The sequence below is a fragment of the Pectobacterium sp. A5351 genome (genome assembly GCF_028335745.1).
Lineage (GTDB): Bacteria > Pseudomonadota > Gammaproteobacteria > Enterobacterales > Enterobacteriaceae > Pectobacterium.
In genome coordinates, this window is record NZ_CP116477.1 from 1,851,243 (window position 1) to 1,871,581 (window position 20,339).

Below are 20,339 nucleotides of genomic sequence, written 5' to 3' on the forward strand. Positions count from 1 at the left end.
TTACTACTCCTGTTAAAGAGAGATATTTTTTTCTGTTTTTGCATCAAAAATATGGCATTTTTCCATGTCGAACTGGAAATATACCGGACGATGCAGTCCCTTCTCGATAATCAGCCGACCTTCGTCATAAGGAATGCGGCTGGTTAATTCAAAGCCATCGACTTTAATGTACATAAAGAATTCGTGACCCATGTTTTCTACGCGAACCAGCTCACCCTGTGAGTGGCTGCCTTCAAATGGCGTATCTGACACGGAAACATAGTCTGGGCGAACGCCGAAGAATACGTCTTGTCCGATATAGCTGCGGACTTTATCTTGTTTTTCAGCACTTAACACCAGCGCGTTATTACCCACAACAACGCCAACCTGACCGTCTTTCTCGACCAGTTTGCATGGCTTGATGTTCATTTCTGGTGAACCAATGAAGCCAGCAACGAACATGTTGACAGGGTAGTGGTACAGGTTATCCGGCGTATCAACCTGCATGATGTGACCGAGTTTCATCACGCAGATACGGTCGCCCATGGTCATTGCTTCAGTCTGATCGTGGGTAACATATACGCTTGTCGCCGCTTTACCGCTTTTCTTCAACTGCTTATGCAGGTCGGAAATACGGATACGCATGGAAGCACGCAGTTTGGCATCCAGGTTTGACAACGGTTCGTCAAACAGGAACACATCTGGTTTTTTAACGATGGCGCGGCCTACGGCCACACGCTGTGCCTGACCACCAGACAGCTGGCGCGGCAGACGATCCATCAGTTCTTCCAGCTCCAGAATTTTGGCCGCTTCTGCTACCTGCGCTTCGATTTGCTCTTTAGGAATTTTGCTCAGCTTCAGACCAAACGCCAGGTTCTCTTTTACCGTCATGTGAGGGTAGAGGGCATAGTTCTGGAACACCATCGCAATCCCACGCTCTTTTGGCGCCAGATTGTTAACAACGCGTTCACCGATGCGAACTTCACCGCCGCTAATGGTTTCCAGGCCTGCCAGCATGCGCAGCGTAGTGGATTTCGCACAGCCAGACGGGCCGACGATAACCATGAATTCGCCGTCTTTAATCGTCAGGTCGATGCCGTGAACGGCTTTGAAACCGTTGGAGTATACTTTTTCCAGTTTATTGAAAATAACTTCAGCCATGATAAATCCTCTATTAACCTTTAATTCCGCTGCTGGTTACGCCTTGTACGAAGTAGCGCTGTGCCAGGAAGAAAACAATAATGGATGGCAGAATGGAGATGCTGGACATGGCCAGAATTTCATTCCACGGAGCGCCTTCTGTAACGTCGATAGACATTTTCAGCGCCAGCGCAATCGGATATTTATCCACGCTATAAACATAAATCAGCGGACCGATGAAGTCGTTCATTGACCACATGAACTGGAACAGCGCAACAGAGATGATGGCTGGTTTCAAAATCGGCACGACCACATACCACAGAACCTGGAAAGAGTTACAGCCATCGATCTGGGCGGCTTCTTCCATATCACGTGGTACACCACGCAGGAACTGGATCAGCATGAACACAAAGAACCCTTGTGTTGCAAACGCGACCGGCAAGTACAGTGGCAGATAGCTGTTCAGCATGCCCATTTCACGGAACATGAGGTACTGCGGAATCAGCAACACGGTGCTTGGCAGCAGCATGGTGGCAATCAGCGTGGCAAACCAGAAATTCTTCCACGGAATGTCAAAGCGAGCGAAACCATAAGCCACAATCACCGAGGAGATGACGGTCAGAACCACTTTCGGAATCACATACTGGAAAGTGTTAATCATGTAGTGACCGAAATTGTATTCCGTACCGGTTTTCCAACCGTTAACGAAACCGTCCCAGGTGGCGTGAGCAGGCCACAGACCCAACGTCGTGAAGATCTCATGGTTCGGTTTGAACGACGCCGAGAACATCCACGCTAATGGATAAAGCATCAGTAAACCAACAAACAGCAGTATCACGTAACGGATAGCGGCACTGAGTTTTTCTTTACGCAGCGTGCGGCGTACTTCTGCAGCAGCAACTTCTTGTGCTGTAGTCAGGTTTGAATGCATGTCAGCCATTTTTTCCTCCTTTATCAGCGGAGTAGAACACCCAGTATTTCGACGACTTAAAGGAAATAGACGCAAATACCGCAACAACCAGGAACAGAACCCATGCCAAGGCAGCACCGTAGCCCATATCGAAATACTTGAACGCCGTATCGTAGATATAGAGCGAGAACAGGTAGGTGTAGTGCGTTGGACCGCCGCCAGTGATGACGTAAGGTGCCGTAAACTCCTGGAATGCCTGAGTGGTCTGCATGATAAAGTTAAAGAAAATAACCGGTGTAATCAGCGGTACCGTTACTTTCAGGAACATTTGCCATTTGGATGCACCGTCGATCATTGCCGCTTCATACTGTGATTGCGGAACGTTCTGCAATGCAGCCAGGAAGATAACCATCGCTGAACCAAACTGCCATACGCGCAGCAGGGTTACCGACATCAGTGCCAGAGACGGTTCGCCCAGCCAGTTGATGGCGTCAAAACCAAATACGCCGAGAAAGCTGTTTAACAAACCATCGATGGCGAACAGTGCACGCCACAATACGGCGATTGCTACGCTGCTGCCCAGAATAGAAGGCACATAGTAAGCAGTACGGAAGAAACCGATACCACGTAATTTGAAATTAAGTACAAACGCAATTAACAGTGCGAAGATTAATTTCAATGGAATGGTCAGAAATACATAGGCAAAGGTAACGCCCATTGATTTCCAAAAGAGATCATCTTCCAGGAACATACGGTGATAGTTTTCTAGCCCCGTAAATTCAGGTGAATTTATCAAATCATACTCAGTAAAACTGAGGATAAATGACGAAACAAAGGGGAAAGCGGTAAAAACTATCAGCCCTATAATATAGGGGGAGATATAGGCTAACCCCAGCATTCTGTTTTCATTCATAATGCTTACCTATTGATTAATTGTGAACCATTAAAAAAATATAAAATTAAGATGTTAATAACTCTGGATAAATTAATTCCACGTCATAAACAATTCTATTTTCCCCGTTAACGTGAAAATCACCGTGAACATATCCACCCTGTGTCAGGTACGGCGGGATATCGTTTAATTTGTTGCGACAAGCGGCAACGAAAGTCAGTAAAGCCAGCGGATAGGTATCATCCAGACGAACATAACGATGCTGTGAGGAGCGAACAAACAGACCACGATGGAAATGTTGTTCAAACAGAACGCCAGCCAGTTGCGCGGCGTAATGTGCCCAGGATTCGGATTGTTTGTGGTCGGCCAGTTCGATGACGGTCAACAAGAGTACCGGGCTGGCGATGGATTGAATGTCTTCTTTGTTCAGTCGCGTCAGCATGGTGTTAACCAGTGTATGCAATTCCTCATCGCCGCTCAGACGATAAGCACGAACCAGTGGTAATAAATAATCACCTTCTAATGCAAACGGTTTTAATTCTGTTCCCGCCTTGCCGTAATAACCATCGCGTTTAAAACGGTAACCTGTCATGTCCTGGCCGTTATTCCACATAGGACGCAGCGTATTACTGGTGACATCATAGGCGTACTGATAGTAATTCTTTAACCCTGAAATCACCCAGTCCAGCATTTCGGCATCGGGCTGTGTACGCAGGATATCCAGTATGGCCAGAGGATTATCAATCAGCAGCGGACGCATATCTCGGAATAACACATTGGCTTCACGTGCGATTTCACCAAACTCTGCACCAAACTGACGTTGCGCGCGATCGCCAAACCAGGACTGCGTCTGGTTATCGTCTTCCGGCACGGGCTGGCGCTGCTGTGGTGAACTGAACTGATACACCGGCATACCGGTTTCTGGGTTGCGTGCCAACACGTATTGGCGATAAAGGTGTTTACCCCAGGCCGCAGCATGGCTATCGCCCGTGTATTCGGCATATTTGAACGCGGCATAAATCAGATCTGTGCCAGCATTAACAAAAGTCAGGCCCTTCGTTAACGGCAGAAGAGGCCACCGTACCGGATCGACGACGTCATGGCGAGCATGCAGGAAAACATTGGGATCGCGTTTCTTGGCGTAGTCGCCATGGCGACCCAGATCCAGTGAATCCCAGTCTTCAACATGCGCGTTCCAGAAACCCTGAAAGAAATTCAGTGTCTTTTCTGCATTAACACGGTGTAAAAGTGCGTAATAGGGCAGATGGTGCTTTAATTCATGCACCTGAGCTTTGGATTCTGGCCCTTCTCCTGCCAGCGTATCCAGATTAATAAAACGGTGACCGCCCCAGTAGAACAGGCCGCTGTTATCATCAACGAAGTGATGCAGGAAATATTCGCTTTGTGCGATAGCGTGCTGCTGATAGCTATCATTACCGGTAACTACGCTCATGGCACACAGCGTTCTTAACCAATTTTGCTGGCTAGCAAAATTAGAAATAGGTGCGCTATGTCCATCAGGGAATTGCCACATCGCAGGGGCATAATTTTCCACATCAAAACCATCAGCCAATAATAACGTCGGCTTAGTTTGGCTGCGGCCTTTATCCTGAACGCAGGCAATGTGGCTATCGAGTGCTGCAACCCATTCGTCGAGCTGCGATTTCCTGCTGGTGTATAAGTTTTCAAAAATACTCATGGAGTACCTTCTTATGGAACCGTGTGAACAGTTCCTTATAAATAGAAACACTGTTTTGATTGATTATATTGCGCTATTAACCTTGTCGTCATGCACGCAATATCGAAAGTGTGATCAAAGTCGGAACGTTGTTTTGATTTTTTTTAAGAAAGGATTTTGGCAGGAGAAAGAACCATAAAAAAGAAATAACGGATTGAAAAATAAATAAAAAGCACAACCGAAATTGTGCTTTTTATCGCAAGTTGGCTAAATGCCGCTTAGCGAGCCAACCAGCCACCATCAACAGCAATCGTGTAACCGTTGATGTAGTCAGATGCGCTGGAAGCCAGGAATACGGCTGGGCCCATCAGGTCCTGCGGTAAACCCCAACGGCCTGCCGGGATACGATCCAGGATTTCTTTACTGCGTTCTTCATCGGCGCGCAGTTGCTGGGTATTGTTGGTCGCCATATATCCCGGTGCAATTGCGTTGACGTTGATACCGTGTTTTGCCCACTCGTTCGCCATCAGACGCGTTACGCCCATAACGGCGCTTTTGGATGCGGTATAAGAAGGTACGCGGATACCCCCCTGGAAGGACAGCATAGAAGCGATATTGATGATCTTACCGCCTTTACCTTGCTTGATGAACTGGCGAGCAACGGTCTGAGACATAAAGAAAACGCTCTTAATGTTCAGGTTCATTACGTCGTCCCAGTTTTTCTCGCTGAAATCGATCGCATCTTCACGACGGATGATACCGGCGTTGTTGACCAGAATGTCAACGTGGCCAAATTCAGCAACAGCTTTTTCTACCAGTTCTGCGTGACCAGCGACATTGCTCATGTCAGCAGTCAGGCTGAGGAAACGGCGTCCCAGTGCAGTGACTTTTTCGATGGTGTCTTTCGGTTCAACGATGTTGACGCCGACGATATCACAACCAGCTTGCGCCAGACCGATAGCCATACCCTGACCCAGACCCGTATCACAACCAGTGATAAGAGCAACTTTACCTTGCAAATCAAAAGAATTTAAAATCATATCTCTAATCTCTCTATAAGCGACAATAATTAGTCGTTAGCTGTTACTGTAGGGAACATCGGTAATTCCGGTTGAAAGCGATTAACGTAACTCGCTAACCTTGACGTGATCCATGTCACCGAAAACCTGATTCTCGCCAACCATGCCCCAGATAAAGGTGTAGCGTCTGGTGCCAACACCGGAATGAATCGACCAGCTCGGTGAAATCACCGCCTGCTCGTTTTTATAACCATTTCATTTTTTATCACTCTGTGACAGGTTTCCTGCGGTTGCCCATCATGCCCCTGACAACAGAAATGGTTTCTGGCGAAAGCGCCGGGCGAAACAGATGATGTCGCGTGGCAGTGACAACGTCACCTGTTCCTCTGCATGCCCGGTTCTTTCATGTTATGCGGGATGATAGTTTGGATGGGATGTGAATTCAATAAAAATGAAATAATGTTTTATTTATTTCTTGAGGGCCGTCATGGTTTTGCTTATTTTATGTTTCTTCTGGTACTGATGTGGCTAAAATGTCGCAATCCATAGTCATACACTCGTTGTCGTGCACGGTTTGTTGACACAATAGAAGGTATGGGCAATACAAGCGTTAGAGGAGAGATGATGATGAGAAGATACTTTATTGATGATGAAACGCCATGGGAAGAACTTGGCGGTGGGATTAAACGTAAGATCATGACCTGGAGCGATGAGCTGATGATGGTCTACGTGCACTTTGATAAAGGTGCGATTGGTACGCCACACTTCCATGAAATTCACGATCAGATTGCTTATGTTGCTGCAGGCAGCTTTGAAGTGGAGATCGAAGGTGAGAAACGTATCCTGAAAACCGGCGACGCTTATCTGGCGGTGAAAAACGAGATGCATGGTGTCGTCTCGCTGGAAGATGGCAGCGTCCTGATCGATGCGTTTTCGCCTAAGCGCGCTGACTTCCTGTAATACCTCAAAGCGTGGCCAGTTGTTGACTGGCCACGCTTTCGAATTCTCTTGCAACGTCCGCTTTTCTATTTTCCTGCTTCTTTATTCCTGCGTTAAATGCTTTGCAGTCAGTTGGTTCAGCGAGTCCAGCTTATGATCGGCCAGTACCCAACGGGCGTCAGCGCGGAACTCTGCCTGCGGAATAACGATTGAACGCATGCGTGCTGCCTTGGTGGCGATCATCCCGTTCACTGAATCTTCCAGCGTAACGCATTGTGTGGGGGAAACGCCAAGCGCATCTGCGGCATTCAAATACACTTCCGGATGAGGCTTGCTATACGGCAGCGTCTCAGCGGACATTAAGACATCAAAGTAGTGCTCCAGATTAAACATTTGCAGCACCTGCTGCTGCATGTGGAGCGGCGACGCGGAAGCCAAACCAATTTTGAGATTCTGTTCACGGCACAGTTGCAGCGCATGTTCGACGCCGGGCAAGAGCGGGCGCTGTTCGGCAACGAGTTCGATGGCGCGATCGATAATACGGCGGACAACCACATCCCGACCAGGTGTTGTCCAGGGGGAATGCTGATACCAAAGTTCGACAACCATATCGATGCGCAGGCCCAGCGTATCTTTCATTGACTGCCGTAACGAAATATCGACGCCCAGTGAGGCGATCACTTCCAGTTCTGCTTTATCCCACAGCGGTTCTGAATCAATCAGCAGCCCATCCATATCGAAAATCGCTGCGCGTAGAGAAGAATCAAAGGACATACCACGGGCTCCATCAGCAAAGAAAAAGAACGTTTAATGGTAAACTATACCCTAAAGAAGGTTGCCGATCAGGCGGTGTGGGAGATAAAGAGTTGACTGCGCGCAAACTTACAGTAGGCTACCCGTCGTACTAAAACGATATATTACCGATGTTGCGTCGCTAAGAAGGGGTTCTCATGACGTATCAACAGGCTGGCCGTATTGCCGTCGTTAAACGCATTGCCGGATGGATCCTTTTTATTCCCGCGCTGCTTTCAACGTTCGTCTCGCTGGCTAACTATCTCTACGCGTATACCCAGAAAAAACAGGGCATTGACGCCGTTCTCCTGGATTTTCTGCATCTGATGGTCGACATGGTGCGTTTTAATACACCTTTCCTGAATATTTTTTGGTACAACTCGCCGGTACCGGATTTTACGCGCTTTTTCAGTGGGGCGACGCTGATGTTTTGGCTGATCTACATTCTGATTTTTATTGGCCTGGCATTGCAGGTTTCGGGGGCCCGGATGTCTCGTCAGGCGAAGGCAATAAAGGAAGGCATTGAAGATCAGTTGATTCTGGAAAAGATGAAAGGGGATGGTGGGAACACGCGTGAAACGCTTGAATCGCGTGTGGTGGTGCCTGGGCACACGATTTTTGTGCAATTTTTTCCGCTTTATATCCTGCCAGTGATTATTGTTGGCGTTGGCTATCTGGTATTGCGTTTATTAGGTTTGCCAGTCTGAGTAACCGTCTGGCGCAAAGTCTGCGCCAGACGCTGAAACATCCTTCCTATCCGTAGATCAAACTGCCTGTATTAACTCAAGAGTTGTCGCTCGATGAGTTGCTGTGTTTCAACGATGTGTTTACCGCCGAAAAGATTGGCGCGGTTAAGCAGATAATAAATCTGGTAAATGGGTTGACGATCGATAAAGCCTTTATCCAATGGCCACACGCTCTGGTAACCATCATAAATCTGTGCGGGCAGGGCTGGGTAGCGCGGTAGCATCGCTAAGTCGCATTCTCTGTCCCCCCAATAGCAAGCTGGATCGAATAAATAAGCGCCATCCAAACTATTCGCACAGTTATCTGGCCACAGGTCACCGTGCAAGAGTGACGGTTGGGGTTGATGCCCCGCCAGACGTTCCTCAACGCGAGCGATCAGCGTTTCAATGTGACCAAAGTGCATCCCTTTTTCCGCAGCCAACTGTAACTGCCATCCAATACGCTGTTCGGCAAAAAAGGTCGCCCAGCGCCGTTGCCAGCTATTTGGCTGAGGCGTTGTCGAGAGGTCGTTATCGAAATCCAGACCAAATTGCGGCTGATCGCTCCACTGGTGCAGGCGAGCTAGTTGTTCACCCAGACACCAGGCGCTGTGGGCATCCAACGGTTTGACGGGCAGGTATTGCAGAAGCAGGAAGCTGTGATCGCGTGAACTACCGACACCGTATACGGCTGGCACTCGCACGGTATTGCTGCGGCTCAGCAGGTAAAGCTGGTCGGCTTCAGCGGTGAATTTGGCTAGCATTTCGCGACTATCGCATTTTACGAAGACGTCATGCTCGCCGTAGCGGACGTACCAGGCAGGGTGTATTTCACCGCCGGACAATTCGCGGTGTTCCTGAATATCCGCGGTACCGTGATGCTCTTCCAAAAGTCGGCTGATAGCTTGCCACATAAGGTCATCCTCCCGTTGATGTTGCCCGATACCCTGCTATTCACTGGGGTGATTCGCTTACGGTAACCCATTGAGTGCAATAAAAATGGAATCTATAGCACACTGATAACAATAGGCGCAGATAGCGAGAAACAAGTATAGTCGGAATTAAAAATAGCGGGGTTAGGATAACGCCCAATCCGCCGGATGAAGGCAGGAATCGTGATGAGTGACGTAACCGGCAGCGGTCTTCCGGTTACGTCATTGTTAAGCAGCAGAAAAGCGGAGGGGATTACAGCGCGTCGGTGGCAACCTGAGATGCCGCCTGACGACGCAGTTTAAGCTGGTGGTACGTTAGCGCCAGCGTAAAGAACAGAGCCTGAACGATGACGATACAAGGGCCCGTCGCGCCGTCGATATAGAAACTGATCAAGGTGCCAGCAATGCAGGAAATGACGGAAACCAGCGTAGCGACAAGCACCATACGCTCGAAGCGCTTACAGACCATGAAGGCAATAATGCCTGGCGCAATCAGCATCGCAATCACCAGAATAACGCCGACGGCCTGCAATGATGCAACGATAGTCATTGCCAGCAGGCTTAATAACCCGTAGTGCAGCAGCTTAACGGGCAGGCCAATGACGCGGGCATGATTGGGATCGAAGCAGTACAGCATGAAATCTCGCCGTTTTAACAACATGATGGCTAACGTCACTCCGGCAATCAGTAAGATTTGCGTCAGCTCTTGCTGAGTGATGCCTAGCACATTACCAAACAGGATATGGTTCAGGTGCTGGTCGGTATCGATGCGCGCAAACATGACGAGCCCCAGCGCAAACATACCGGAAAAGATGATCCCCATTACCGTGTCTTCTTTGACCCGGCTGTGTTCTTTCACGTATCCCGTTGCTATCGCACAAAAAATACCGGAAACAAAAGCCCCGATAACCAGCGGAATCCCCAATAAAAAAGCGACAACAATACCAGGCAGCACGGCGTGGGAAATGGCATCACCCATTAGCGACCAGCCTTTCAACACCAGATAGCACGACAGCACCGCGCAAACCGTACCCGTGACGACGGCGGCGAGTAGCGCACGCTGCATGAACGGATAGGACAGGGGATCGAGTAACCAGCTTATCAGCGTCATAACGCATCTCCTGATTGATCGCGTAACCGCAGGCGGCGCGAGGCCAGCAACCCATGTTTTGGCGCAAAAACAAACGCCAGCAAGAAGACAAGGGTTTGCAGCGTAACAATCACGCCACCGGTTGCGCCATCGAGGAAAAAGCTCAGATACGCGCCCACGGCGCTGGTGATTGCCCCAAGTGCAATGGAAATCACCACCAGACGCCCAAACCGATCGGTGAGTAAATACGCGGTGGCACCCGGTGTAATCACCATCGCGATCACCAAAATCGCCCCGACCGTTTGCAACGCCGCGACAGTACAAGCACTCAGCAGCGTAAAGAACAGAATTTTTAGCTTCAGCGGAGAAAGGCCAATCGAACGGGCGTGGTTCTCATCAAAAAATACGGCCAGCAGATCTTTCCACAGCAGGCAAAGAATCACGAACGTCACGCCGATGATGATTTCAACTTGCAGGATATCTTCGTCGGCAATGCCCAAAATATTGCCGAAAATGATGGACTGCACGTTAACCGATGTCGGGTTGAGAGAAATAATCAGCAGGCCGACAGCGAAAAACGTTGAGAAAATAAAACCGATAATCGCATCTTCGCGCAATCGGGTTATGTGACGGATCAGGGTCATCGCCAGTGCGGCGAGCATTCCGGTAAAAAATGCACCCGCTGCGTAGGGCAGGCCTAATGCATAGGCACCGGCGACACCCGGTACGACGGAATGGGAGAGCGCATCGCCCATCAGCGACCAGCCTTTCAGCATCAGGTATGCCGAAAGAAAAGCACATACGCCGCCGACAATGGCGCTGACCCAGATCGCTTTGACCATGTAGTTATAGCTGAATGGCTGCAACAGGATATCGATCATCAGGGCTTTTTCTCCTCCGGTATGGTGCGTGAAGCCGGAGGGTCGCTCTTGGTCGAACCATAGAATACGGCTGGACGCTCATCGTCTGTCAACACCGTTACTGAGCGGACGTCATCGTCATCATGCAGATGAGATCCCCCGAGATTGATGTGTCGCAGAACGCCGCCGAACGTTTTCTCCAAATTGCTTTGGGTAAAGGTGCTGTGTGTGGGGCCTGCGGCTAAAACGGTGCGATTGACCAAAATAACGTTGTCACAAAACTCTGGAACGCTACCGAGGTTATGGGTCGCGACCAGTATCAAATGGCCTTCATCACGCAAGGTGCGCAGCAGATCGATAATGGCATTCTCTGTTTTAACGTCGACGCCAGTGAAAGGCTCATCCAGCAGCAACACGCTGCCTTGCTGAGCCAGCGCCCGCGCCAGAAACACGCGTTTTTTCTGACCGCCGGAGAGCTCGCCGATCTGGCGCTGTTGCAGCGTCGATAGCCCGACGCGTTCCAGCGATTCCGCCACAATGGTGCGATCTTGCTTGCTCGGTATGCGCAGGAAGTTCATCCTCCCGTAGCGCCCCATCATGACGACGTCGGAAACCAGAACGGGAAAATTCCAGTCCACATCCTCCGTTTGTGGAACATAAGCAACCAGATTCTGTTTCAGCGCCTGATAGATCGGTTGCTGGTTGAGCAGTACCTGCCCTGAGGTTGGTTTGACCAACCCCATGATGCTTTTGAACAACGTTGATTTCCCACTGCCGTTGACGCCAACCAGGGCGCAAATCGTACCGCCGGTCAGGGAAAACGAGGCGTGGCGAATAGCCTGATGCCCGTTGCTGTAAGTAACCGAAACATCATTGACGTCTAATGACTGTACTGCTCGATCGCTACTCATTGATTAAATCCTTTCGCGATGGTTTCCACCGTCACTTTTAACAGGTCGATATAGGTTGGCACAGGGCCTTTTTCTGTAGACAGCGAATCAACATACAGCACGCCGCCGTATTTCGCCCCCGTTTCTTTACTCACCTGTTTTGCCGGTTTATCGGAAACGGTGCTTTCGCTGAAGACCACAGGGATAGCCTTCTCACGCACGGTATCGATAACCCGACGTACCTGCTGCGGCGACCCTTGCTCGTCGGCATTGATTGGCCAGAGATAGACTTCATTGAACTGATAATCCTTCGCCAGATAGCTGAATGCGCCTTCACTGGTGACGAACCAGCGCTGCTGTGCTGGGATACGGGAGAGACGCTCACGCAGCGGTGCGTCGAGAGCCTTAATTTTTTCCGCATAGGCTTTGGCGTTACGATTATACGTCTCTGCATTGGCAGGATCGGCTTGCACCAGGCCTTTGCGGATATTTTCAATATAGATTAATGCATTGGAGGGAGACATCCAGGCATGTGGGTTTGGGTTGCCATTATAGGCACCTTCGCGGATAGGAAGTGGTGTGATGCCTTCTGTTACCACGACGGCGGGCACATTTTTTACGTTTTCGAAAAAGCGTGTAAACCAGCGCTCAAGATTCATTCCATTCCACAGTACCAACTGCGCAGACTGTGTTTTAACAATATCGCGCGGTGTCGGTTGATAATCATGAATTTCTGCACCGGGCTTGGTGATGGAATCGACCGTTGCGGCATCGCCAGCAATATTCTGTGCGATATCCTGAATGATGGTAAAGGTGGTGATGACTTTAAGCTTTTCAGCCGCCTGAGCGGAGGTATTAGCTAAAAGCAGTAAGGCGCACGGCAGCGCGATGCGGCGGAATAGGGCAGGTAAACGGGCGTTAAAACCAATCATGCGGATATCCTTACAAGCCGTGAAAGTTTTATTTGAGAATAATTATCAATATCATTTAAGTCAAGGAGCAAAGAAGGGTGGGGAGTCAATAGTGGAGGGTGTCTCATGACACAAGAAATCACTGTTCGCAGGCTCGTGGCACGTGCTTGCGCAGGTAAGGAACGCATCATGCACCTTTAGTAACAGAAATGTTGCTTTAATTTAATGAATCCTACTTAAGGTTACAACGAAAGTCTAACGGTAACAGTGGTGAACCGTCGCGCGACTATACATAGTTATACCCGCCATACTTCAAGCTGCATGTGTGTTGGCTTCTCTTACTCACCCCAGTCACTTACCGGTTTAAGCTCCTGGGGATGAAATGAGAGACATCCTGTCTCTCACCGAATGCCAGCCGTTGGCTGGTCAAATTCGTTCCCGATGAATTTGTCGTGCGATTGCTGCTTGCCTGCAACTCGAATTATTTAGGGTATATGCGCATGGCGAAATTTACGCCAAAAAAAGAGAGACGTCCGATACACCCTTAAGAAAATATCAATGGCTGCCGATAAACCATAAAGAATGTGAGAGATGTCTCTATTTTATACGAAAGGATCGCAAGTGATATGAGCACAAAATCAGAACGACGCTGGAAGCTGGCAAGTTTAGTGTTATTGATTTTCCTGATGGCACTATTAGTGTTGCTAGTTAAAACAAGTTAATTTCTGGCCTAGCGAAAGGTTAGGCTATAAATAATTTCTATTATGTGATGTATTAATGCAAAAGTTATAGATAGCATAAAAATGACAATCGATTTTAAACATTGATATAAGATATAAGCGCGCTCACTGTTGGGCGCGCCTGTCGTTAATGTTCAATATCCCTTCATCGTCGCACGCCAATTATAGCTTTTTGTTATGATTGCTGGTGCACCTGAGTCAGAAATGCGACGGCTGTCGCGTATTTTTTTTGCATAATAGAATCTGCCGTGTGCTTATTGTGTGATGTCAGACGCCGCCTGTGAATATAGGCATCAACGAACACTATCGTGTATTAATGAATCAGGAGGGCGTGAATTTGTGCGGCATGTTCACGACTGATAAAAAATGCCTTGCCATTGATTACATAGTGTGTAATAACGCTTCTGGGTAAAACGAGGTACAGTTCTGTATATGAATGGCATTTTCAGTAAAGAAGACTTAAGTACAACCTTTAGCGTTGCATGCTGCTTCTCTGCCGATCCTTATCTTAGTGCCTCAAGCAGTAACGACTTTGGTTTGTCTGTATAACGCCTTTTGGGCGGTTTAAACAATTAAAGGAAATATTTGAAATGGCAAAGATTAAAGGTCAGGTTAAGTGGTTCAACGAGTCTAAAGGCTTTGGTTTCATCACTCCTGCTGACGGCAGTAAAGATGTGTTCGTACACTTCTCTGCAATTCAAGGCAACGGCTTCAAAACTCTGGCTGAAGGCCAGAACGTAGAATTCGAAATTCAGGATGGCCAGAAAGGTCCTTCCGCAGTAAACGTCACTGCGCTGTAATTTTACAGCTCTGTTGCAAAACCCGCCATGGTGCGGGTTTTTTGTTGCCTGCGTTTTATCTCTACCTGTGACGCAATGAAGATGTTTTTAATGAGGAAAATGTGCCGATGAGTTATCAGTGTCCGCTATGCCAGTTACCTCTGGAGCGACACCCGCGGCAATGGACGTGTGGTAAACATAGCTTTGACTGTGCGAAAGAAGGGTACGTCAACCTGTTGCCAGTACAGTTCAAGCGTTCAAAACAACCAGGCGATAGCGCCGAAATGATGCAGGCACGGCGCAGCTTTCTAGAAGCCGGTCACTATCAACCGCTACGCGACGCCGTGGCGCAACGCGTTGATACTATTGTGGCTGATGACGCTGCTGCGCTGTTGGATATCGGCTGTGGCGAGGGGTATTACACCGCGGAGCTGGCCCAGCGTCTTACCTCGCACAGAGCGATGACGATCTACGGACTGGATGTGTCCAAAGCGGCGATTCAGCGTGCGGCAAAACGGTATGAAAATGTTGAGTTTTGCGTTGCATCCAGCCAGAGACTGCCCTTTCGCGACGAATCCCTTGATGCTGTGGTAAAAATCTACGCGCCGTGTAATGACGCGGAGCTACAGCGCACTATTAAGGTTGGCGGTTGGGTGGTGACGGTGTCTCCAGGGCCTCGACATCTTTATCAACTGAAAGCGGAAGTTTACGATGAGGTGTTATTGCACCCGAGCAAAGATGAAGCGCTCGTCGGCTTTCAGCTTATGGATCAGCAAACGCTCGCGTACCCGATGCAGCTATCCGGGAACGAGGCTGCGGCGCTATTGCAAATGACGCCTTTTGCCTGGCGGGCAACGCCAGACGTTAGCGAGCGATTGCGAGCGGCTACCGCGTTTAGTTGTGAAACGGATTTTATTATCCGCTTACATCAGCGTATTGATAGCGGTGCGGTAGCATAATCGGGCTGCCCGTTGATGTGAAATGTGTTTTATACCCTAAATAATTCGCGTTGCGGGAAGGCGGCAACCGCGCGAATCCCCAGGAGCTTACACAAGTAAGTGACTGGGGTGAGTAAGAGCAGCCAACGCACAAGCAACGTGAAGTATGACGGGTATATCAGGCAGTGTAGCCGAGGTGTTCGTACAGGATATTGCAGCCGATACCAATCAGAACCAACCCGCCAATCACTTCCGCTTTTTTACCGAGAATCGGGCCGATGTAGCGGCCAATCATCATACCGATTGTCACCATGAGCATGGTGGCAAAACCAATCACCATCGCGGTATGAAAAATATTCACCTGAAGGAAAGCCAGACCGACGCCGATTGCCATGGCATCCAGGCTGGTGGCGACAGCGGTGCAGATCAATAACGCCAGACTATGATTTTTGACTTTCTCACAACGGCAGTCGTCGGAGCCTTTGAGCCCTTCAATGACCATCCGACCACCGAGAATAACTAGCAGCGTAAACGCAACCCAATGATCCCATTCAAGAATATATTGGCTGGCAAAAAAACCAAGAGCCCAACCGATGAGGGGGGTGATAGCCTCGATAACGCCAAAAATGAGCCCGGTACGGATGGCATCGCGGAAACGAGGATTATGCAGGACGGCACCTTTACCGATTGACGCGGCGAAGGCATCCATTGACATACCAAATGCTAGGATAAGTGTTGCTGACATATTCATTGTAAATAGCCTCGGCTGGACGATTAACCATATACACGCAGATCATCCCCAACCCGAATGATGACCTTACGTGTCTATGGTCTCGCCTGCCAATCACGCTTGGCCGCCCGCACCACGCCTATGCTCCGATAATAGGAGATAAACGAGTATGTTGATACGAGCATTTCTGATGAATTATTGTGAATATTAATTAATCAAAAATCGGCTACTCCCCAATGACGGCGCAACCTTACCATATTATTTATGCTGTAAACAACACTAAAAGTTTTACGTGTTAATAATGCAATTGATAATTATTTTCATTTGTTTGCCAAAGTCGACTAATCGTATAAAATAACGTCAAGGTTATTGGGGTTAAAATACCACCAGAAAATGAGGTGTATATCCGCGGTTATTTAAAATAATTCGCCTGATAAGTTTACCTCATTGATGCTCAATCATAAACTTATATATTTTTTCTAAATCATCAAGCTGAGTAACCTGTATCAATAAACGCCGTTTCTCAAGTTCGATGACTAATATGCCATCCTCAGATAAATTCATATTTTTAATTCTGGTATAAGGAATGAATATATTCGCATAAAAGAAGCCGGTTGATTTAAAAACCAGTTTAGGACGACGAATATAGGCCAGATAACACGCCATGAAGGCCAAAGAAATCAAAAGATAGGTGGTAAGAATAGCGCCATTATTCATCACATTCTGATAAATAAGAATCCCCACTAAGCCGATAAAAATGAGCGTATCGAGCCGATTCGCCCGCTTCAAAGGGATGAGGAGCTGGGTTTTCCCTTTGAGTTTGTCCATGATGAACTCATCATAAATGGCATAAACCAATGCTAACGCAATCAACACGACCAGCGTGATATTCGTCATTGTCATCTGTATTATCCTTGCCTGTTAAGTATCCATATTTGTTAAAAACCTGATAATAAAAAACGCAGGAAACGTTTTTCAACATCGCTTGCGACGGTCCCTAGGGTCACAGACAAGGGGGCTGTCATAAAAAATGGCCGGGCATATTGACGCCCGGCCATTGACTATTACACGCCGAGCAGGCCGATCCAGTACCCTAAGATACCAATGACGAAGAAGCCTATAATCAGCCACAGTGCGTTTACCTTGCGCCGTAACAGCCACATACAGCCGAACGTCAGTAATAGGGGAACGAGTCCCGGCATAAGCTGGTCAAGGATGGATTGCACAGTGGTTACCGTTGTCTCTCCGTTCTGATTCGTCACTGTCGACACCACCATCGGAATGTTGACGTGGGTCCATTTATTGACCAATGCCCCCATGACGAACAGGCCGAGAATAGAGGCTGCCTCGGTCATTTTTTGCAGGAAACCGCCGCCCATATCGCTGACGATATCGATCCCTTTACGGTAGCCGTAGGCGACGCCGTAGTAGCGTACCAGCAGACGAACCAGGTTAAACAGAACGAAGAAGAGGACGGGCCCTAACAGGCTGCCGCTCATGGCAATCCCTGCACCGAGTGCGGCGAAGACCGGACGGGCGGTGCCCCAGAATATCGGGTCGCCGACGCCAGCCAGTGGCCCCATTAACCCGACTTTCAGGCCGTTTATCGCTGCATCGTCAATGGGAGCGCCGTTAGCGCGCTGTTCTTCCATTGCCATCGTGACGCCAAGTACCGGGGCAGCAACAAACGGCTGTGTGTTGAAGAACTCCAGATGGCGCTTGATCGCCTGTTTGCGCTCTTCCGAATTTTCAGGATAAAGACGGCGAATCACCGGCACCATGGAAAAACAGAAGCCGAGTGCCTGCATACGTTCAAAGTTCCAGGAACCTTGAAACAGGTTGGAACGGATAAACACCGCGCGGATGTCGCTGTCAGTGAGTTTTTTGACATTCGTGTTTTCGACCATTTTGCTCACTCCTGTTAATCCAGTTCGTTATCAAGGTCGTTATTGCCTGATGAAACCGGCTGGCCTTGAACCTTGTTATATTTCGGGCTGAGCTGGATATACAGCACCGCCATCACAATACCGATTACGCCCAGCGCCACCAGATTGAACTCGGTGAACGCGGCGGTCACGAAGCCAAGATAGAAGAATGGCATCAGGTAGCCTGCACGCATCATATTGATGACCATCGCGTAACCGACGACGACAATCATGCCACCGGCGATATTCAGACCGTTGGTGACCACTTCCGGGATGGCGTTCAGCATGGTGTGAACGCCATCGGTGCCGACGGAAATGGCGACAATGACCGCAGGGATCGCGATACGCATGGCCTGTAGCAGCAGGGCGGAGACGTGAATCCAACTGATGGCCGTCAGGTTACCTCGCTCTGCTGCGCTATCTGCCGCATGCTGGAACGCGACCGTGATGGTACGAACGATGATGGTTAAGACTTGCCCGGCCGCAGCGAGTGGAATCGCCAGCGCAATCCCGGCGCCGATCCCCTGACCGCCGGCAATAACCAGAATGGTTGAAATAATCGAGGCCAGGGCCGCATCCGGTGCGACCGCCGCACCGATGTTCATCCAGCCTAACGCGATCATTTCCAGCGTACCGCCAATAATGATCCCGGTTTTTAAATCACCTAATACTGCGCCAATCAGCGTACAGGCGACGAGTGGACGGTGGAACTGGAATTCATCAAGAATTGAACCCATCCCCGAAACACACGCGACGAGAAATATCAGCACAATTTGAAGTGTGGTAATCTCCATCGTACTTCTCCTATAAACGTGTCTGAGTAAAAAATTAATCGCCATCCCCGTTGTTTTTCAATGTCAACGTAAAACCTTCGATGTCAACGTAAAGCTTTCTATGTCGGCATAACGCTTTTCAATATCGACATAAATACCTATCTTGAAAATCGTCAGGTCTATAAAGCGATTATTGATGGTGACGTTCGCGTTAATTACATTTGCATTGCGATAGGTATCAGCGCGGCATTTTGTTAATTAAATCCATCATTTTAAGTCGAGTATCGGTTGAGACTTTCCGAACCTCCAATTCAATGCCGTGTTTATCTAACTCCCGGAATGCAGCGATATCCTTTTCGTCGATAGAAACGGCATTATTGACCTGCGTTTTTCCCTGTTTAAATGCCATCCCGCCAATATTAACCGAGGTGATTTTTACGCCATTCTCGATCAGCGTTAATACATCCGTCGGATTGGTGAATAACAACATCACCCGGTCAGCGGCATATTTGGGGTTGTCGTAAACACGGACGGCTTTTGCGACATCCACCACGTGAGCGGTAACGCCCGGCGGCGCAACCTGAGTCAGCAACGTTTTACGCACGTTATCGGCGGCGACTTCATCGCTGACGACAATAATGCGCGAAACATTGGTTTCTTTCGTCCAACGGGTGGCGACCTGTCCATGAATCAGACGGTCATCAATACGCGCCAATCCGATCTTCATGTGTTCACCGGAACCAGCTGGTGTGGGAATGGCCTTGGCTTTTGGCGGCGGTGGAGGAGAAGGGGGCGCGGCTTTGGGCGTATCCTGATGCTTCAGCGCCTTGACGCCATCCCTGCCGGCTTCCAGAGCGATAGAAATCAAATCGGAAAAGGACGGATTATCATCCCGAGCCATAAAGGTTTCCGCCAGCATCGGAATATTGACGCCGGCGATAACGTCATGGTTTTCTTTGTTGGTGACGAGACGACTGGCCGCGTTGAATGGGCTACCGCCCCAAGTATCAACAAGAAACAGCACGCCTTGCGATGTGTCTAACTGCGTGAGTTTTTCCTGATATTTTTCTATCAATGTTTCGGCGTTTTCTCCAGGAACGAAATCGATCCAGGCGATATTGCTTTGCTCGCCAAGGACCATTTCTGCTGTCTTTAACAGCGGTCCCGCAGTGGCGCCGTGAGTGCATAACATGATTGCAATACTCACTTGCTACCTCCTCACGTTCACGATCAAAAAGAGTCAATGTGTCAGGAAACCGGGTTATAACCGTCGCGGTATTAGTATGGCTGCAAGAAAAAATTTACCGTGGATTCATGACATTCACTGTGTTCCTCCAGGTTGTCAGGCGATAAATTGTGACTGACAGATTTATTTTAGTTATCGAAAAAATAAATAGTGTGATGACGCTCTAATGCTGACCAGTTAAGCGGGCTGCTAAAAGGGCGCGGAAGCGGAAAATTTGAGCGTGTTATCAATGCGAAGCCGAACGACGAAATTCTTTGTGAAAATTGGTAACAACCTGTTAAAGTAAACGTCCCTTGAATTGCTTAGGAGCACCGGGCATCAGCCCTTCCCATGGACTGTCACCGACAAAACGTTCTCTGTTTCCCCGCTAATGCTGGCGGTTTTCTGTACTCAACGGGTCATTCAGACCACATTCAGAATCTCTCTGATTCACATCAACTCTTTTTATTAC

General features: G+C 48.8%; 21 protein-coding genes and 1 pseudogene. 5 read left to right on the forward strand and 17 right to left on the reverse strand.

All coding sequences use genetic code 11. The annotated features are described in order from the left end of the window. Positions 1 to 12: 12 nt before the first annotated feature. The 6 genes and pseudogenes from O1Q74_RS08805 to O1Q74_RS08830 all read right to left on the reverse strand — a co-directional run. Positions 13 to 1,140 carry an ABC transporter ATP-binding protein gene (locus O1Q74_RS08805; protein ID WP_015840145.1) on the reverse strand — a complete coding sequence of 376 codons (1,128 nt, stop codon included), beginning with the start codon at positions 1,138 to 1,140 and terminating at the stop codon, positions 13 to 15. 13 nt (positions 1,141 to 1,153) lie between these two features. Beyond that, a complete protein-coding gene (locus O1Q74_RS08810; protein ID WP_010299968.1) occupies positions 1,154 to 2,059 on the reverse strand; it encodes a carbohydrate ABC transporter permease in 906 nt (301 codons plus the stop codon). Continuing rightward, entirely contained in the window at positions 2,052 to 2,942 is an 891-nt protein-coding gene (locus O1Q74_RS08815) for a carbohydrate ABC transporter permease (RefSeq protein WP_180741115.1), read from the reverse strand. The genes O1Q74_RS08810 and O1Q74_RS08815 overlap by 8 nt, the downstream gene beginning before the upstream one ends. A gap of 46 nt (positions 2,943 to 2,988) precedes the next feature. Continuing rightward, positions 2,989 to 4,620, reverse strand: a complete 1,632-nt coding sequence (gene pelW, locus O1Q74_RS08820) for a pectate disaccharide-lyase PelW (RefSeq protein WP_271877938.1) — start codon at positions 4,618 to 4,620, stop codon at positions 2,989 to 2,991. A 257-nt stretch (positions 4,621 to 4,877) separates the two neighbouring features. After that, positions 4,878 to 5,639, reverse strand: a complete 762-nt coding sequence (gene kduD / locus O1Q74_RS08825; protein WP_271877940.1) for a 2-dehydro-3-deoxy-D-gluconate 5-dehydrogenase KduD — start codon at positions 5,637 to 5,639, stop codon at positions 4,878 to 4,880. An 81-nt stretch (positions 5,640 to 5,720) separates the two neighbouring features. Then, positions 5,721 to 5,861, reverse strand: a pseudogene (locus tag O1Q74_RS08830) (5-dehydro-4-deoxy-D-glucuronate isomerase); the annotation flags it as partial. 384 nt (positions 5,862 to 6,245) lie between these two features. Here O1Q74_RS08830 and O1Q74_RS08835 point away from each other — a divergent pair. Next, positions 6,246 to 6,578, forward strand: coding sequence for a cupin domain-containing protein (locus tag O1Q74_RS08835; protein ID WP_271878854.1), 333 nt, complete (start codon positions 6,246 to 6,248; stop codon positions 6,576 to 6,578). A gap of 81 nt (positions 6,579 to 6,659) precedes the next feature. Here O1Q74_RS08835 and hxpB read toward each other — a convergent pair whose 3' ends face one another. After that, the gene (hxpB, locus tag O1Q74_RS08840) at positions 6,660 to 7,331 is read right to left on the reverse strand and encodes a hexitol phosphatase HxpB (protein WP_271877942.1); all 672 of its coding nucleotides are present in this window, start codon (positions 7,329 to 7,331) and stop codon (positions 6,660 to 6,662) included. Positions 7,332 to 7,507: 176 nt separating this feature from the next. Between hxpB and O1Q74_RS08845 the strand changes: the two genes are divergently transcribed. After that, on the forward strand, positions 7,508 to 8,056 hold the full coding sequence (locus O1Q74_RS08845) for a YniB family protein (protein WP_271877944.1): 549 nt from the start codon (positions 7,508 to 7,510) through the stop codon (positions 8,054 to 8,056). A gap of 71 nt (positions 8,057 to 8,127) precedes the next feature. Here the strand turns inward: O1Q74_RS08845 and O1Q74_RS08850 are convergent, their stop codons facing one another. From O1Q74_RS08850 to O1Q74_RS08870, 5 genes are all read right to left on the reverse strand, one after another. Beyond that, on the reverse strand, positions 8,128 to 8,988 hold the full coding sequence (locus tag O1Q74_RS08850; RefSeq protein ID WP_271877946.1) for a fructosamine kinase family protein: 861 nt from the start codon (positions 8,986 to 8,988) through the stop codon (positions 8,128 to 8,130). A 271-nt stretch (positions 8,989 to 9,259) separates the two neighbouring features. Continuing rightward, positions 9,260 to 10,117, reverse strand: a complete 858-nt coding sequence (locus tag O1Q74_RS08855) for a metal ABC transporter permease (RefSeq protein WP_271877948.1) — start codon at positions 10,115 to 10,117, stop codon at positions 9,260 to 9,262. Then, positions 10,114 to 10,977, reverse strand: coding sequence for a metal ABC transporter permease (locus O1Q74_RS08860; protein ID WP_225087983.1), 864 nt, complete (start codon positions 10,975 to 10,977; stop codon positions 10,114 to 10,116). Before O1Q74_RS08860 ends, O1Q74_RS08855 begins: the two co-directional genes overlap by 4 nt. Then, complete coding sequence (locus tag O1Q74_RS08865; RefSeq protein ID WP_271877952.1) at positions 10,977 to 11,867, reverse strand: manganese/iron ABC transporter ATP-binding protein; 891 nt, start codon at positions 11,865 to 11,867, stop codon at positions 10,977 to 10,979. Before O1Q74_RS08865 ends, O1Q74_RS08860 begins: the two co-directional genes overlap by 1 nt. Beyond that, positions 11,864 to 12,778, reverse strand: coding sequence for a metal ABC transporter substrate-binding protein (locus tag O1Q74_RS08870; RefSeq protein WP_271877959.1), 915 nt, complete (start codon positions 12,776 to 12,778; stop codon positions 11,864 to 11,866). The genes O1Q74_RS08865 and O1Q74_RS08870 overlap by 4 nt, the downstream gene beginning before the upstream one ends. A gap of 1,151 nt (positions 12,779 to 13,929) precedes the next feature. Between O1Q74_RS08870 and O1Q74_RS08875 the strand changes: the two genes are divergently transcribed. From O1Q74_RS08875 to rlmA, 3 genes are all read left to right on the forward strand, one after another. Beyond that, positions 13,930 to 14,046 (forward strand): DUF2627 domain-containing protein, encoded by a 117-nt coding sequence (locus O1Q74_RS08875; protein WP_085996916.1) that lies wholly within the window; start codon positions 13,930 to 13,932, stop codon positions 14,044 to 14,046. 41 nt (positions 14,047 to 14,087) lie between these two features. After that, positions 14,088 to 14,297, forward strand: coding sequence for a transcription antiterminator/RNA stability regulator CspE (cspE, locus tag O1Q74_RS08880; protein WP_005968829.1), 210 nt, complete (start codon positions 14,088 to 14,090; stop codon positions 14,295 to 14,297). A 107-nt stretch (positions 14,298 to 14,404) separates the two neighbouring features. Further along, complete coding sequence (gene rlmA / locus O1Q74_RS08885; protein ID WP_271877974.1) at positions 14,405 to 15,235, forward strand: 23S rRNA (guanine(745)-N(1))-methyltransferase; 831 nt, start codon at positions 14,405 to 14,407, stop codon at positions 15,233 to 15,235. Positions 15,236 to 15,392: 157 nt separating this feature from the next. Here the strand turns inward: rlmA and mntP are convergent, their stop codons facing one another. From mntP to manX, 5 genes are all read right to left on the reverse strand, one after another. Beyond that, positions 15,393 to 15,965: a manganese efflux pump MntP gene (gene mntP, locus O1Q74_RS08890; protein WP_271877977.1), complete on the reverse strand. Its 573-nt coding sequence runs from the start codon at positions 15,963 to 15,965 to the stop codon at positions 15,393 to 15,395. A gap of 423 nt (positions 15,966 to 16,388) precedes the next feature. Further along, positions 16,389 to 16,847 carry a DUF986 family protein gene (locus tag O1Q74_RS08895; protein ID WP_271877980.1) on the reverse strand — a complete coding sequence of 153 codons (459 nt, stop codon included), beginning with the start codon at positions 16,845 to 16,847 and terminating at the stop codon, positions 16,389 to 16,391. Between the two features lie 161 nt (positions 16,848 to 17,008). After that, entirely contained in the window at positions 17,009 to 17,851 is an 843-nt protein-coding gene (locus O1Q74_RS08900; protein ID WP_271877983.1) for a PTS mannose transporter subunit IID, read from the reverse strand. 14 nt (positions 17,852 to 17,865) lie between these two features. Next, a complete protein-coding gene (locus O1Q74_RS08905) occupies positions 17,866 to 18,663 on the reverse strand; it encodes a PTS mannose/fructose/sorbose transporter subunit IIC (RefSeq protein WP_271877986.1) in 798 nt (265 codons plus the stop codon). Positions 18,664 to 18,880: 217 nt separating this feature from the next. Then, positions 18,881 to 19,849, reverse strand: coding sequence for a PTS mannose transporter subunit IIAB (manX, locus tag O1Q74_RS08910; protein WP_271877991.1), 969 nt, complete (start codon positions 19,847 to 19,849; stop codon positions 18,881 to 18,883). Positions 19,850 to 20,339 lie beyond the last annotated feature (490 nt).

What these genes read in the sequence shown, in the direction of transcription:
- O1Q74_RS08805 (WP_015840145.1), bottom strand. Translation starts at nt 1,140, where the DNA reads ATGGCTGAAGTTATTTTCAATAAACTGGAAAAAGTATACTCCAACGGT.
- O1Q74_RS08810 (WP_010299968.1), bottom strand. Translation starts at nt 2,059, where the DNA reads ATGGCTGACATGCATTCAAACCTGACTACAGCACAAGAAGTTGCTGCT.
- O1Q74_RS08815 (WP_180741115.1), bottom strand. Translation starts at nt 2,942, where the DNA reads ATGAATGAAAACAGAATGCTGGGGTTAGCCTATATCTCCCCCTATATT.
- pelW (WP_271877938.1), bottom strand. Translation starts at nt 4,620, where the DNA reads ATGAGTATTTTTGAAAACTTATACACCAGCAGGAAATCGCAGCTCGAC.
- kduD (WP_271877940.1), bottom strand. Translation starts at nt 5,639, where the DNA reads ATGATTTTAAATTCTTTTGATTTGCAAGGTAAAGTTGCTCTTATCACT.
- O1Q74_RS08835 (WP_271878854.1), top strand. Translation starts at nt 6,246, where the DNA reads ATGAGAAGATACTTTATTGATGATGAAACGCCATGGGAAGAACTTGGC.
- hxpB (WP_271877942.1), bottom strand. Translation starts at nt 7,331, where the DNA reads ATGTCCTTTGATTCTTCTCTACGCGCAGCGATTTTCGATATGGATGGG.
- O1Q74_RS08845 (WP_271877944.1), top strand. Translation starts at nt 7,508, where the DNA reads ATGACGTATCAACAGGCTGGCCGTATTGCCGTCGTTAAACGCATTGCC.
- O1Q74_RS08850 (WP_271877946.1), bottom strand. Translation starts at nt 8,988, where the DNA reads ATGTGGCAAGCTATCAGCCGACTTTTGGAAGAGCATCACGGTACCGCG.
- O1Q74_RS08855 (WP_271877948.1), bottom strand. Translation starts at nt 10,117, where the DNA reads ATGACGCTGATAAGCTGGTTACTCGATCCCCTGTCCTATCCGTTCATG.
- O1Q74_RS08860 (WP_225087983.1), bottom strand. Translation starts at nt 10,977, where the DNA reads ATGATCGATATCCTGTTGCAGCCATTCAGCTATAACTACATGGTCAAA.
- O1Q74_RS08865 (WP_271877952.1), bottom strand. Translation starts at nt 11,867, where the DNA reads ATGAGTAGCGATCGAGCAGTACAGTCATTAGACGTCAATGATGTTTCG.
- O1Q74_RS08870 (WP_271877959.1), bottom strand. Translation starts at nt 12,778, where the DNA reads ATGATTGGTTTTAACGCCCGTTTACCTGCCCTATTCCGCCGCATCGCG.
- O1Q74_RS08875 (WP_085996916.1), top strand. Translation starts at nt 13,930, where the DNA reads ATGAATGGCATTTTCAGTAAAGAAGACTTAAGTACAACCTTTAGCGTT.
- cspE (WP_005968829.1), top strand. Translation starts at nt 14,088, where the DNA reads ATGGCAAAGATTAAAGGTCAGGTTAAGTGGTTCAACGAGTCTAAAGGC.
- rlmA (WP_271877974.1), top strand. Translation starts at nt 14,405, where the DNA reads ATGAGTTATCAGTGTCCGCTATGCCAGTTACCTCTGGAGCGACACCCG.
- mntP (WP_271877977.1), bottom strand. Translation starts at nt 15,965, where the DNA reads ATGAATATGTCAGCAACACTTATCCTAGCATTTGGTATGTCAATGGAT.
- O1Q74_RS08895 (WP_271877980.1), bottom strand. Translation starts at nt 16,847, where the DNA reads ATGACAATGACGAATATCACGCTGGTCGTGTTGATTGCGTTAGCATTG.
- O1Q74_RS08900 (WP_271877983.1), bottom strand. Translation starts at nt 17,851, where the DNA reads ATGGTCGAAAACACGAATGTCAAAAAACTCACTGACAGCGACATCCGC.
- O1Q74_RS08905 (WP_271877986.1), bottom strand. Translation starts at nt 18,663, where the DNA reads ATGGAGATTACCACACTTCAAATTGTGCTGATATTTCTCGTCGCGTGT.